The organism is Entomoplasma freundtii (assembly GCF_002804205.1).
GTDB lineage: Bacteria > Bacillota_I > Bacilli_A > Mycoplasmatales > Mycoplasmataceae > Williamsoniiplasma > Williamsoniiplasma freundtii.
This window is the reverse complement of the sequence record NZ_CP024962.1, coordinates 639,661-654,002: the sequence shown is the minus strand read 5'-3', so window position 1 is coordinate 654,002 and position 14,342 is coordinate 639,661. Positions and strand designations below refer to the sequence as shown.

General features: G+C 36.7%; 11 protein-coding genes, 1 tRNA gene and 1 other annotated feature. All 12 genes read left to right on the top strand.

The window, feature by feature from the left end; all coding sequences use genetic code 4:
- The first annotated feature begins 31 nt into the window (after positions 1–31).
- The 12 genes from oppD to rpmA all read left to right on the top strand — a co-directional run bounded on the left by oppD (position 32) and on the right by rpmA (position 14,251).
- Positions 32–1,741: an oligopeptide ABC transporter ATP-binding protein OppD gene (oppD, locus tag EFREU_RS02815; RefSeq protein ID WP_100609595.1), complete on the top strand. Its 1,710-nt coding sequence runs from the start codon at positions 32–34 to the stop codon at positions 1,739–1,741.
- Positions 1,741–3,660, top strand: coding sequence for an ATP-binding cassette domain-containing protein (locus EFREU_RS03790; protein ID WP_100609593.1), 1,920 nt, complete (start codon positions 1,741–1,743; stop codon positions 3,658–3,660). The genes oppD and EFREU_RS03790 overlap by 1 nt, the downstream gene beginning before the upstream one ends.
- Positions 3,644–6,262 carry an oligopeptide ABC transporter substrate-binding protein OppA gene (oppA, locus tag EFREU_RS02805; protein WP_100609592.1) on the top strand — a complete coding sequence of 873 codons (2,619 nt, stop codon included), beginning with the start codon at positions 3,644–3,646 and terminating at the stop codon, positions 6,260–6,262. The genes EFREU_RS03790 and oppA overlap by 17 nt, the downstream gene beginning before the upstream one ends.
- 119 nt (positions 6,263–6,381) lie before the next feature.
- Complete coding sequence (locus EFREU_RS02800; protein WP_166666721.1) at positions 6,382–9,306, top strand: DNA translocase FtsK; 2,925 nt, start codon at positions 6,382–6,384, stop codon at positions 9,304–9,306.
- A 60-nt stretch (positions 9,307–9,366) separates the two neighbouring features.
- Positions 9,367–11,160: an excinuclease ABC subunit UvrC gene (uvrC, locus tag EFREU_RS02795; RefSeq protein WP_232673609.1), complete on the top strand. Its 1,794-nt coding sequence runs from the start codon at positions 9,367–9,369 to the stop codon at positions 11,158–11,160.
- Between the two features lie 29 nt (positions 11,161–11,189).
- A complete protein-coding gene (gene greA, locus EFREU_RS02790) occupies positions 11,190–11,660 on the top strand; it encodes a transcription elongation factor GreA (protein WP_100609590.1) in 471 nt (156 codons plus the stop codon).
- A gap of 40 nt (positions 11,661–11,700) precedes the next feature.
- Positions 11,701–12,597: a 16S rRNA (cytidine(1402)-2'-O)-methyltransferase gene (gene rsmI / locus EFREU_RS02785; protein ID WP_100609588.1), complete on the top strand. Its 897-nt coding sequence runs from the start codon at positions 11,701–11,703 to the stop codon at positions 12,595–12,597.
- Positions 12,598–12,621: 24 nt separating this feature from the next.
- The gene (locus EFREU_RS02780) at positions 12,622–12,930 is read left to right on the top strand and encodes a hypothetical protein (protein WP_100609586.1); all 309 of its coding nucleotides are present in this window, start codon (positions 12,622–12,624) and stop codon (positions 12,928–12,930) included.
- 116 nt (positions 12,931–13,046) lie between these two features.
- Positions 13,047–13,122, top strand: a tRNA-Arg gene (locus EFREU_RS02775).
- 79 nt (positions 13,123–13,201) lie between these two features.
- Positions 13,202–13,282, top strand: a sequence feature (ribosomal protein L21 leader region).
- Between the two features lie 5 nt (positions 13,283–13,287).
- Complete coding sequence (rplU, locus tag EFREU_RS02770) at positions 13,288–13,587, top strand: 50S ribosomal protein L21 (RefSeq protein ID WP_100609584.1); 300 nt, start codon at positions 13,288–13,290, stop codon at positions 13,585–13,587.
- Between the two features lie 54 nt (positions 13,588–13,641).
- Complete coding sequence (locus EFREU_RS02765; RefSeq protein ID WP_100609582.1) at positions 13,642–13,953, top strand: ribosomal-processing cysteine protease Prp; 312 nt, start codon at positions 13,642–13,644, stop codon at positions 13,951–13,953.
- A 1-nt stretch (position 13,954) separates the two neighbouring features.
- Positions 13,955–14,251, top strand: a complete 297-nt coding sequence (rpmA, locus tag EFREU_RS02760) for a 50S ribosomal protein L27 (RefSeq protein ID WP_100609580.1) — start codon at positions 13,955–13,957, stop codon at positions 14,249–14,251.
- Positions 14,252–14,342: the final 91 nt, after the last annotated feature.

The window sequence follows — 14,342 nt, the reverse complement described above, 5'->3', positions numbered from 1 at the left end:
AATAAACAAACAAGAAAGGAATGGTTTGCCTATGGAACAAAAAAAAGTGATTCTATCAATTCAGAACTTAGTCGTTAAATTTCGTGTTCGTTCACGCGTTTTAACTTCGATTCGTAACGTTTCTTTTGATATTTATGATGGAGAGACTGTAGCAATTGTTGGTGAATCGGGTTCTGGAAAATCTGTTTTAACAAAAACCTTAACTAATATGCTTGAAAGTAATGGGTATATTGCCAATGGAGCAATTTTTTATTATCCGAATGAAGCAAGCCAGGCTGAAGCTTATTTCAAGGATAATTTAGATCTTGTTCAACTTCATAAAGGAGCTATGGAGCCGGAATCTCGAAAGGGTATTCGGAAATATAACCATTTAAAAATTAAAAATGCTTGTTCGAATATTAAGAGTTTTGAAAACTTAAACTTAGAAAAGTTATCTCAAAAGGCCGCTAGCTTAGAAACAAAACTAGCTAGTTTTGAAACATTTGAATTTAGTGCCACTAATAATCGTAAATTAAAACAAAAAGATGCCCTTCAAAGTGATTTAAATAAAGTTAAACAATCTATCAAATTAGCTACGCAACCTTCACTACTAGCTCAAGAAATTGAAAAACTGGAGATGGAGATTGCTCAAGCTAAACAAGAAACTGCCAACTTTAATTTGGTGCCAGTTTGAAAGAAATTACATTACACATTGGTAATGATGGCTTTTAATACCTTGGCAGATGAGCCAAACAATACGAAAGTAAAGGCTCTTTTAAATAAAGCTTATGATTCGTTAGCCAAAGTAACTTACAAAAATGATTTTGAATTCTCATTATGAGAAATTTTACAAAAATTCCATAGTGGAATGGCAATTACTAGTCAAGAACTAGAAACAGTCAATGAGACTTGAAAATACTTTAGGAAAGTTGGGGCAACGATTCGCGCCAAAGCTAGAAAAAACCTAAAACATTTGCGTGGGGGAACAATCGCCACTATCTTTCAAGATCCTATGACTTCTTTAAACCCCTTATTAACTGTTGGTTACCAAATTAGTGAAGTTCTAAGAGCTCATCAAGGCTTGAACCATGCTGAAGCCAAAGCAGAAGCGATTAAACTAATGCAAAAAGTGGGGATTCCAAAAGCTGAACAACGTTATCATGATTTACCAAGTAAATATTCTGGAGGGATGCGTCAAAGAATTGTTATTGCTGTTGCTTTGGCTGCCAAACCAAAAGTACTAATTTGTGATGAGCCAACTACGGCTTTAGATGTTACAATTCAGGCACAAATTTTAGAACTAATTCGTAGCTTGAAAAAAGAATATGGTTTTACAGTTATCTTTATTACCCATGATTTAGGAGTTGTTGCCAATATTGCTGACCGTGTGGCGGTTGTCTACGCTGGTCAAATTATTGAGTATGGAGAAACAGAAGAAGTTTTCTTTAATGCTCAACACCCTTATACTTGAGCTTTATTATCATCACTTCCTCAATTAGGAGAAAAAGGTCAAGAACTTTACTCAATTCCTGGTTCACCACCTTCATTATTTAATGAAATCATTGGAGATGCTTTTGCTCCTCGTAACCAATATGCCTTAGCGGTCGATTACAAATTTGAACCACCGTTTTTTGAAGTTTCGCCAACTCACTCAGCTAAAACTTGGCTCTTGGACCCTCGGGCACCAAAAGTTAAGCGTCCGAAAGAATTAAATTCTTTAAGCGCGGCCGTTGAAGCTGCCCAAGTAGGAGGTGAAGTTTAATGTCACAATCACAAAAAAACGGTTTACAAAACCAACATGACACTGAGTTAGCTCGTGACATTACACTGAAAGTCCGTGACTTGGTAATTGAATTTGGGTCTGGTAAGAAAAAAGTTAAAGCCGTTAAGGGCGTTACTTTTGATGTTTATCGTGGTGAAACATTTGGTTTAGTCGGTGAATCTGGGTCTGGTAAAACAACTATTGGTCGTGCTGTCATGGGGATCCAACCCGTTAATAAAGGGGCCGTTTACTTTAATGAACGCCTAATTTATGGGGAAGCACCGGACTTACACAAAATAAATTTAAAACTTTTAAGACATTTACAAACAATGGTTAAAAACCAAAGTACTACCACCAATTGCCTAAATGATTACCTTAACGAATTTAAGCGTGTCTTTTACAAATATACTCAATCGAAATATTACGATTTTAAAACTCGTGAACTACGTGCTTATCCCGATGGTCAATCACGGCTTATTGCTGAAGGGACCAACCTAAAAGACACAAAACTAATTCGTAGTAAGAAGGATGCTAATTTAACAATTGTTACCGAGGCCATCCGAGACAACCTAAAACATTTATTAAAAATTATTCGTTTGGAAAATAAGGCTTTAAAATTCTCGACTGCTATTTCTAATTTCACAACTGTTTCTTTAACTTTGGAAACCGAAATTAACGAAAGTCAAAAAAAAGTTCTAGGTTTAATTCAACAAGTAAAAGACCTGGAAAACGAAATCTATATTATCGTCGATTTAATGAATGATATTCGTCAACAAGTACTTAGCGGTAAGCATAAATCAGTTATTCAATACTTTGAAGTGATGGGTCGTCATTTAGAACAAGTAATTGCGAACCATAAATCAATTAGTCCACTTTTAGAAACTGCCCTAGAAGAACAAATAGTGGCTCTTTACCTAGTGGCCCCAATAAAACAAAAACAACCCTTTGCTAACGAAATTAAACAACGTTTGACAAGAGCAAAACACTTTAAAGAGACTGAAAATTTAGAAAACAAACGTTACGAAAAGGTTTTAGAAACTGGCAAAGAGGACTTTGTGTCCCAAATCAAAGCTACTGAAACATTTAAGGATCCCACTAAAGAGGAAACTCGTGAGTTGAAGAAAAAAATGCAAATGATTTTCCAAGATCCTGGTTCTTCATTAAATGACCGTATGGCGATTGAAGGTATTATTGCAGAAGGTTTAGATAACTTTCCAGAACTTTATAAGAATCCCGAAACTTGTCAAACTTACCTTGATTGGTATAACGATAATCATAATGCTGAACACCAATTAACCTTGGACAAAGTACAACCAAAAGATGTCAAACATTTCTTGATTTTGCAATTACTAACGACAATCGGAATGCTTCCAGAGCATCTTTCCCGTTATCCTCACGAATTCTCGGGAGGTCAACGTCAAAGGATTGGAATTGCTCGAGCCCTAGTAATGCGACCAAGTTTTATTGTCGCCGATGAACCAATTTCAGCTTTAGACGTATCCATCAGAGCGCAAGTAATGAACTTATTAGCCAAATTTCAAAAAGAATTTGACTTGACTTATATCTTTATTGCGCATGATCTTTCAATTGTAAAGTTTGTTGCCAACCGAATCGCAGTTATTTATCGTGGAGATATTGTTGAGTTAGCTGAAGCAAATGAACTCTTTGATAATCCACTTCACCCTTATACCAAATCACTCTTGAGTGCCATCCCTTTACCTGATCCAAAATTGGAAAAAGCGAAAATTCCTTTTAAATATCAACCAGAAATTGAGCACCAAGATTACCTAATTGACTTTCCAGAATGGGTCGAGGTCGGACCAAACCATTATGTTTATGGAAACCAACGGGAAGTCAAAAAATATCGTCAAATTTTAGCTTCGAAAATTAGAAAGGATCAACATGAAAAAGTATCTTAGTGGCTTATTAGCCTTAGCCTTAATTACCACTGCTGCTAGTAGTGTTGTTTCTTGTGGCCCAATTACCTTTACCAAACTTCTAGCTCGAAAAGTTGACCCTCAAGTTTATCGTGGTGCTTATAAGATGCCAATGACAACTTGGTCTTCAGCTTCTACTATGCAAAATACTGACTCCATGATTTTAACTAATCTTCAAGATTCATTATTAGCTACTGACCACTACAATAACTTTGAAGGGGCATTGGCTGATGCTTGAGAACATAAAGATAATATGACATCATGATCCTTCCATATTCGCCAAGGAAAAAATGCTGCTTATTGAACACGTTTAGAAGGTAAAAACCAAATTAAAGAAAAAGCGATTAAGCCTTCAGACTTTTTCAATACTTTCCGTTTTATTTTTAACCCAAATAATGCTTCCCAAGCTGGAGGGGTTTGGCAACAAATTATCTATAACGGTGGACAATTAGTAACATTCATAGAAAACATTCGTGATAAGGACAACGACCTTTATGATGTTCGTTTTACAAAGCGTGATACTAAAGAGAATACAGTTTTGACGAATAACTATATTGACCGCGCGATTTTAGCTTTTAATCTTTATCCTGATGACCCTAAAGCGGCACGTGATTTAGCCCTAAATGGTTTGTCAACTTTTGATGAAAATGGGGTTGATTCACTAGCTAAAAAATCCTTTAACGAAGGCAAAATTATTAGTGGAAGTGATGAGTCTAGTGAAGGCTTTAATTTACATTACCACCTTCTAAAACCAGCTCCTTATTTTGAATCAATGGCAGCCTTCCTTTCATTTGCCCCATTACCAGATGTGGCTATTAATTATGGAAGTACCACAAAATCAGGAATTAGTTATGGTTTACCAATAGGTAAAACAATGGGTTACCAAAATATTTGGTATTCTGGAGCTTATGTTGTTAACACTTATAACCCAACCCAAAATATCGAATTAGTGAAAAGTCAAAATTACTATAATAAAGCAAATGTTAAGATTGAGAAACTAAAGTATTCTTATGTAGGGAATGTATCTACTTCTCGTCAACGTTTCTTTTTTGAAAGTGGTGACTTAAGTGAAGTAGCAATTAGTTCCAATGATGCTTATGGTTGAAAAAAATATGTTGGTGACAATTATGATAAACCACGTTTTAGTGGACTAAATAAAGTTAGTCGTCCCCAAGCTAATACCTATGGTCTTTTCTTTAACTATGGAGCAACAAAAAGTAAATTTCCTGATGGACAAGATGAACTTGATAGACGAAATAAAGCTTTGGCACAACGTTCAGTGCGAAACCTAATTCGTTTTAGTTTAAATCGTTCGGAAGTTTCTTCTTTCTACTCTCGTGCGATGGATGGGGGCTCAAGAACTTCTCATAACTTACGAAATACTTGAACTTCAAAGAACGTAGCCACTGACAAAGAGGGTAAAGATTATGCTCGTTATCTGCAAGATGAATTTTTACAAGTAGATAAAGATAATAAAATAGTTGGCAACAACCAAATTGGTTGACTAATTGATACCTTAATACAAAATGATATTCCAATTAGTGATGACCAAATTAACCAATGATCGAATAGTTTTGGTGTCCAAAAAGATGATTCTCATCCTCTTGATGATGGGCGTGACCCTTACTTTAATAATGACTTGTTAGGTTTGCTATCTTTCATTGATGGAGATCGTTTTACTACTAAAGAAGGGACTGTGGCTCCTATTAAGTCACCGGAACGCGTAAGTAAATATGTCAATCTAATTGGAAACTATAGCGAGTCTGCAAATAATGCAAAATTCAAGTTATTGAAAGAGCAAGCTAGAGATGACTTAAAAGAAGTTGGTGTTACTGGTAAAGTCCAATTGCCATGATTAATCAATGGGGCCAACTCAACAGGAATCAATAACTATATTAAAAATGCTATTCATTCTTTCGAGGATATTGGTGGCAATGATTTAATTCAAATAGTACCCCGTGAAACTACTGATGCTTCTGATTTTGTCCAACAACAACAAAGTGGTGAGTATTCGATGGTAATTACCGGGTGAGTACCAGACTATAGTGATCCTTTTGGTTTTTTACATACATTATTTATGGATGGTGATTTAAATGCCCAAACTGGACTAAAATCTAAGAACTTCCCAAGTAATACCAATCAAGAACCTGGTGATAATCAGGCGATTGACAACACATCAAAAGCTTTTGATGATTTGCTAAACCGTGTCTCGCTTTTTATGGATGAATCTAATAAGATTGACCTACATCAAGCAGAACAAAAACCTCGTTACGAAGGCTTTGCTAAGGTTGAAAACTATGCAATCATGGAATCAATCTTGATGTTGCCTTTACAAATTGAATTTTTAGATGATGTAGCTTTCTTAAGTTATGTTAACCCATTTAGTCGTTCCACTTTCTCATCAGGTCAAGCCCTATATCGTTTTATCGGTGTTGAAATGACTAGTCAATTATGAGACCAAACTACTTTCAAAGCAAAACGTAGTGAGTGAGAGAATGGCAAAAAAGCCTATAAGGCTATGTATCCCGATGCTAATGGTGAGTATAAAACTGTTATCGATGGTGATTGACAAGCCTCAAAATAACCAAAAATCCCAAGCTTTTAAAGTGTTGGGATTTTTCTTTTGAAAGAATTACTACCTTTTCAAAAATGGGAAAATGATAAAATTAATTTTAAGATAAGCACTGGAATGGAGAGCTAAACATGTCCAAAAAATCTTTATTCACCACTGACACTTTTGAAGGAAACCAGATTTATGCTCCTCACGATTTTAATGAGGAAAGAACAATGGTTTTCACGACCTTAAAAAAACAACACCAAAAAGATAGTATTGGGTGACTCATTGCCGGTTTACTGCTGTTCTTCTTTACTATGCTTTCTGCTGGGCGATTAACAATTGTTGGCCAGTTTTTTGATGATGCGATTTTCAATTTAATTTTTGGTTGATTCAAGTTTCCTGTTTACCTCTTACTTTTAGGAGTTGATTTAGCAATTTATTTCGGAGTTCGTTTTAAATTCAAAAAGCGGTTTTTAGCGATGATTGCTTGTAGTTCGGCCCTACTTTGTTGAGGGATAAGTTTAATCCTGTTTACTTATATTTATGATCAAGGTATCATGTTTCACGACACGACAATCAAAGGCTTATGATCAAAAACATTCTTTCCTGATAGTTTTAAAATTTATTGATTTAATTGGTTAGATAATTCCATTTTCGGAGCTCAGTATGCCGAAACTGACAAAATGGATTTTTTAATTTGCGCTCGTGGTTATGTGACTTTATATGCTGGGGGTGGATTATTAGGTACTTTTATTGCAAGTAGTACTGCTTATTTGAGTATCCCTGGGGCTTTTGCTGTTTTTGCGATAGTTACTTTTCTTTTGATGGTGTGAGTGTTGACTGGAGATGTTTTTTACCTTTTTAAGCCCAAACATAAACGCCGCGGAAAAGCGTTACGAATCCTTTCTTTAAAAGCTAAAAATAATCCCAATAAATTAAAAAAGAAAGTCAAAACTCCAAAACCAAACCAAATCTCGGTCGAGAGCACTGCTCATCATAATCAAGCCGTTGATCAGGCAATCGTTGATTCTGATTTGACAATCAAAATGCCTTCTTATCAGTTTAATACTCATGATGAAATTGCCGATTTGCAAAAGGTAGCCCAAGAAGCCCAAGTTTTTAATAGTCTAACTGATGACATTGCGACTCTCGATAAGTCGACTCCTGCCACTGATAAAAGCCGCTCATTTCCTATCTTTGAGCCACGGCGTTTACGTCCTGAGGCACAAAAAACTAGTCCAAAAACGTTTCCTCATTTTGAAAAACTGACTAAGGAATGGCAAAACCAAATGCAGGAGCCTCTTGAAGAAAAGATGCTGCATGAGTCACAGGAATTGAAGAAGAATGAGAAACCTTCGAAGCAAAACCACCAAGCCGCCGCTAGTCCCTTAATTTACCAATCGCGTCGAGCTCTCACTAGTAAAGAAAATGATTTTACTAAGGTATCATTATCATCTGAAATTCCTTTCAGCAAGATGCATGCCAAACAAGAAAGCACTCAACCTATCAAACCAATTATCGATAAGGAAGATTTGACTAATTTTGACGGTTTGTCTAGCGAAGAGGCTATTCTGAATCCTATGCCAATTCATGGTCAATATGGTGACTTGGACCCTCTAAAAGCGCGAGAAATTTTTAGTGAAGAAACTAAAATAACCCCTTTTGGCTTTGGCCATGGTCATGGTCATCAAGGAGTTAGTTCAGACCAAAGCGAGGTTGAGCGTAAGGAAGAACCAAATATTTTCTTTAACCAAGACGATGAAGTTGATTTTTTAAAAACTTTATATGCCACTGTTAATGAAGAAACTATTGATGTGTCTGACCTTTTAAAAGAAGCAGAGCACGAAATAAACTTCAAAAGCAATCGTTATACCTTGCCCTCTCAAGATTTATTACAAGAGATTGGTAATCAAGTTGCTAACCAACAAAAAAATGATTTAATGGCTCGTGAAAATGCCACAAAAATTGACCAAGTTTTTGAACAATTTGGTGTAAAAGCCAAGGTGGTAAAATGGATGATTGGTCCTTCCGTGACAAAGTTTGAAATCCAAGCAGGCGTTGGAACTAAAGTGAGTGCTTTTACAGCCTTAGAAAATGACTTAAAACTAGCTTTAGCTTCCACGTTAATTCGTCTTGAAACACCAATTCCCGGAAAAAATTTGATTGGTTTAGAAATCCCTAACCAAGCTTTAACGAAAGTCAGTTTAAAAGAAATTATTACGACCATTCCGCCAACAAAAACCCACCATAAATTGCTTTTTGTCTTGGGTAAAAAGGTGTCGGGCGATCCGCTAACTGCGAACCTAGAAAGCATGCCTCACCTTTTAATTGCTGGCTCAACGGGGTCAGGGAAATCAATGATGATTAATTCCTTGATTATTTCCTTATTGATGCGAACTGCTCCCGATGAAGTGCGCTTTTTAATGATTGATCCAAAACGGGTTGAACTGGCGATTTATTCACAAATTCCTCATATCTTAACTCCAGTCATCAATAGACCAAAAGAAGCTGCTTATGCCTTACAAGAATTAGTGGAAGTTATGGAAGAGCGCTACGATAAATTCGCCAAGGTTGGAGCAAGAAATATTGAAAGTTATAACCGCAAATTAAAACCAGACCAAAAAAAATTACCATTTATTGTGGTGATTATTGATGAATTGGCTGATTTGATGGCTGGCGATGAGCGAAAGGTTGTTGAAGAGGCCATCATGCGCTTAGCCCAAATGGCACGTGCCGCTGGGATTCATTTAGTTCTCGCCACCCAAAGACCAAGTGTCGATGTTCTTACCGGAACAATCAAAACTAACGTGCCAACCCGAATTGCTTTTTCAGTGAGTTCTTCAATTGACTCACGCACAATAATCGATTTTTCTGGAGCCGAGAAACTAATTGGCCGTGGTGATATGTTATTTGTTTATCCTGGTTCGAAAGAAATGATTCGCGCCCAAGGAGCTTATTTAACTGATAATGAAATTGAAGATGTGGTAGCAGCCGTTTGCCAACAAGGTGAACCACAATATGATATTCGCTATATTCCTGGCCCTGAGACAGAATGAAAAAATAACTCATAACCTCATAAACTTCGATTAAACTAATCAAATAAATGTTTTGATGAAGGTGGTGCTCAGTAGATGACAACAAAAATAACGACAAATATGTCTTTACAAGAAAAAGTAAAAAATCTTCCCCATCGACCAGGCTGCTATATTTACAAAAATGCCCAAGGGCAAGTGATTTATGTAGGAAAAGCCAAAGATTTAAGAAAACGCGTGACAACTTACTTTACCAAAACCCATGATTTCAAAACCACGCGATTACTAAAAGAAATTACCGATTTAGAATATTTTGTTGTCACTAACGAAAAAGAAGCACTTTTGCTTGAAGATAATTTAATTAAAAAGTATCGTCCTAAATTTAATGTTTTATTAAATGATGACCGTGCTTACCCCTACATCATTGTTACTAATGAAAAAAACCCTGAATATAAATATGTTCGCCGTTATGACAAAAAAGCTTTAAAAAGCTACGGACCATTACCAATTGGGTCAGGGGCTCGCCAACTATTAATAACTTTACAAAGGGTTTTTCCTTTGCGCCGGTGTAAAGGAAATTTAGGCAAACCTTGTTTGTATTACCATCTTGGTCAATGCTCTGGAGCGTGCTTTAAAGAAGTACCTTGAAACTATTATGAAGAGAAGTTGAAACCGCTTTCACAGTTTTTTAAAGGAAATACCCGTGAAGTTCATGAACTTTTAACTAATAAAATGGAGCAAGCGGCAAATAATTTGCAATTTGAAGAAGCTCAACGAATGAAAGATTTGCTCCGTTCCTTGCAACTTGCTGAAAAGACGAACCATGTGGAACTCCATGATAAAGTTAACCGGGATATCCTGGCGTTTTCCCTAGCCTCAGATTTACTAGCAATCACCTTGCTCTTTTATCGTGGTGGTAAGTTATTAATGAAAGATGAATTTCTTATGGCCTATAATGAGCAAGAAATCGAAGATTTAGTCGGGAGTTACTTAGCTCAAATTTACAAACGAAATATGTTACCTGACCAATTAATTTTGCCAGAGGATTTAGCTTTTGAATTTCTTGATTCATCCTTCAAAAGAATTGCCACTGCGCCGATTACAAGGGTCGAACAGCGGCTATATCAACTTGCTCAAAGCAATGCCAACGAAAGCCTTCGCCAAGGCCTTTTAAATGCCCAAACCGTTCACCACCAAGAACAAAAAGTCCTTGAAGAATTGCAGACGATTGCCAACTTAAGTCGTTATCCTCACCATCTAGAAATGTACGATATTGCCAATTTTGGCAACAAAATAGTGGTGGGAAGCCAAGTAGTTTATAAAGAGGGAAAACCGGATCGGAATGCCTTCCGAAAGTATAATATTGACCTTGCCATACCTGATGATATTCATCGCTTAGAAAGTATGCTTTATCGCCGTTTCCAAAGCGCATTGGTTAAGCAAGGACCACTCCCAGATTTGGTTATTATTGATGGAGGCATGACTCATGTTCATTTTGCGCGCCGGCTTCTTGCCAGTCTCGATTTAGAAAAAGTGCCGGTAATTGGGTTAGTAAAAGACCAACATCATAATACTAACCAACTAATTACGACGAATGATACGGTCATTACTTTAGACCGCCATACCCCTCTTTATAATTTCTTAAGCGCTATCCAAATTCGTGTGGATGCCTTTGCAAAATTGGGCCTACACCAAAAACAAAAACAAAAATTTGCGACTAGTCCTCTCTTGAACATTAACGGTTTAGGTCCTAAAAAAGTCCAAGAACTTTATAAACGTTTTCCGACAATCTATGAGATGGCAAAAGCGACTCCAGAAGAACTTAATGGCATTGTTAAAAATCGCGCCACAACCGAGCATTTGCTGGCCTTTTTAGCAACTATTAATGTATAATTACTAAGTTATAAAAGGAAGTTTAAAAAATGAGTAAAGAAATTATTTTGACAATTGAAGGACTCGAAGAAAAAAAACAAGAGCTAAGACACTTGATTGAAGATGTCCGTCCCGAAGTAATTCGTGAATTAGTTGAAGCCCGTAACCAAGGTGATTTAAGTGAAAATGCAGATTATGATGCTGCCAGAAATCGCCAAGCGGAAGTTGAAGCCCGAATTAAAGAAGTAGAGGCTATGATTTCTCAGGCCAAGATTATCGATACTCGTAGTAGCAAAAAGGGAGAAGCCAAAATTGGTTCAACTATTACCTATCACAAAAGAGGTAGTGATATTGACCAAGTGGTGAAAATTGTTGGGGCTGTAGAAGCAGATCCTTTTCAAGGGTTAATATCTAATGAGTCGCCATTAGCAAAAGCTATCCTGGGCCACAATGAAGGTACCATAGTCGAAGTTAAAGAAGTGAAAGTACCTTACAAAATTGTCATTAAACAAGTTAAATAATTAAAACTTTAATAAATTAGAGAGATGAGATGAAGTGCTTATGATTCGTTGTCAAAAAACTTTTAAGTCGACAACTTCAAAACCTACTCTTTATTTAGTTGGAACTCCAATCGGTAATTTGGCTGATTTATCGCCTCGTGCGCAAACAATCCTCCAAGAAGTCGATTGGATTTTTTGTGAAGATACCCGCACGACAGAACAATTACTAAAGCATTATGGTATTCAAAATAAATTAATTTCTTGCCATAAATTTAACGAGCAAAGTCGGGTTGATAAATTGCAACAAATCCTTGCGACAGGGCAATCTATGGCCCTAGTTAGTGATGCAGGAGTGCCGATTATTTCTGATCCGGGAGCCAAGATTGTTAGGGAGATTTTACATCGCCTGCCAAACCAGATTAATGTTTCTGGAGTGAATGTCGGCCCCGCCTATATTCACGCTTTGGTCGCTAGTGGTTATGAAAGCCCCAACCATTATTTCTATGGCTTTTTAAAAAGTCGTGGTTTTGAAGCGAAAAAACGTGAACTAACTAATGTCTTAATGACCTTACCAGAAAAGACCATAATCGTTTTTTATGAATCAGTTCACCGTATCAAAGAAACAATAGCCTTTTTAGCTGAAATCTTGCCACCAACTACCTCGGTAATGATTGCGCGTGAACTGACTAAAACCAATGAAGAAATTATCCAAGGACCGATAAGTGAGTTGGCAGCCTACGTGGCAGCAGACCAAATGGTGTTAAAAGGAGAGTTTGTGGTTTTGGTTTCTAAAGAAACCAATTGGTCAAAAAATTGAACTCTTGACGAGATTGTTCAAGCAACCCAAAAACTAACTAGCGAAGGCCACTCTTTAAAAGCGGCTGCTAGTATTATTAGTTTAGAATCGGGTTGACCAAAAAATAAAATTTACCAATTAATGGTTGAAAAACAAAAATAAACCGAATCCCTTAGGGGTGAATGAATGCAAAATAAGTTTGAAATTAATGACAAAACTATACCAAAGGGATTGACCAAAATGGCACCGAACGAACTTAAAGAAGTTGATGGTGGAAGTTTGAGTGGGGTACTTTTAGGGGGTCTTGCTAGCCTTATCGATGCTTCAACCAATTTTATTACCAGTATGGCTGGGATTGGCTTTGCCTTTTCTGGAGCCGGACCCGAACAAGCAATTAAGGGAGATTTTAAGTTCAATAAAAATATGAGTTTTAGTTGAGACAACACGAAAGTTTTTGACCATTGGGCTCACGACTCTCAAGTGGTAAAATTATAGGGAGTTTATAGTCAAGAAACCGAACTCGCAACTCAGGTGGCAACTCTAGACCTCTTTTAATATTGGCTAAGTTTAAATAAAAGTGGGTTCTTGGCAAAAGAAACCCATTACTTTTTGTCTCTGTAGCTCAGTGAATAGAGCAATAGCCTCCTAAGCTATAGGTCAGCAGTTTGAATCTGCTCAGGGACACCAACTTGAAAATGATGCCGATTTACCGGCATTTTTTCTTGGTCTTTTGCCAAAAATAATGTAAACTATTATAGTTGAAATCTTAAAGTTTCAACCGCTCTTGAAATGTTTTCCAAGTGAACAAGAATTTGTTCCACATTTCTAGGCGAGTCTAGACTGGAGGAAAAAATGTTTGCAATTATCAAAACTGGAGGAAAACAAATCAAAGTAGAACTAGGGCAAGAAATTTTTGTGGAATTATTGCCAGGTGAAGCAAATGATGTTGTTACCTTTGATGAAGTCTTGATGGTCAACGATAAAATTGGAACCCCAACTGTTGCGGGAGCTAAAGTAACAGGTGTGATTTTAAAACAAGGAAAAGAAAAGAAAATCCGTGTTGTTCGTTACCATCCCAAAAAGAATGTCAACAAAGTTTATGGTCACCGTCAACCATATACTAAAGTTAAAATTCAAGAAATTATTGGTTAATTTTAGCGAGTAATTTTGTGTACTTAACAGTAATTGAGAAGGGAAGTGATTGTGATGGTGAAAATTGAAATTACCAAGCAAAACACAACCTATCGTAAATTAACAATGCAAGGTCATGCCGGGGCCGGTCCAAATGGTTCGGATCTTGTTTGTGCTGCATTAAGTGGAATTATCTCGGGAGCATTAAATGCTTTCCACCAAAAAGATGCTAATGCCTTTGATTTCCAAGTAACAAGTAATCAAGTGGTGATAGTCGTTATCCACCCAAATGCCGAAACTAATTTATTAATGGAAATGTTAGCAATTCAGTTAATAACAATTGCTAATGAATATCCCAAAAATGTCAAAATAAAGGAGGTTGGTTAAAATGAAATATTGATTAGGCTTACAGTTCTTCGCCTCGAAAAAAGGAGTTGGATCAACAAAAAATGGTCGTGACTCAGAATCGAAACGTTTAGGAGCTAAAAAAGCGGATGGGCAATTTGCCAACGCTGGATCAATTATTTTCCGCCAACGGGGAACTAAAATTCACCCAGGTCACAACGTTGGTCGTGGCGGGGATGATACTTTATTTGCGCTAGTAAGTGGTATTGTCAAATATGAAAAATTTGGCAAAGGTCGCACTCGTGTAACAGTTATTCCTCAAGAAGCAAAAACTAAATAATCTTAGTATTAAGTTAAACAAAAACCAAGGTTCTTCCTTGGTTTTTGTTTTTTTAGGGTTTGGTAAACAAGTCTCGGTAAGGAAAATTTGC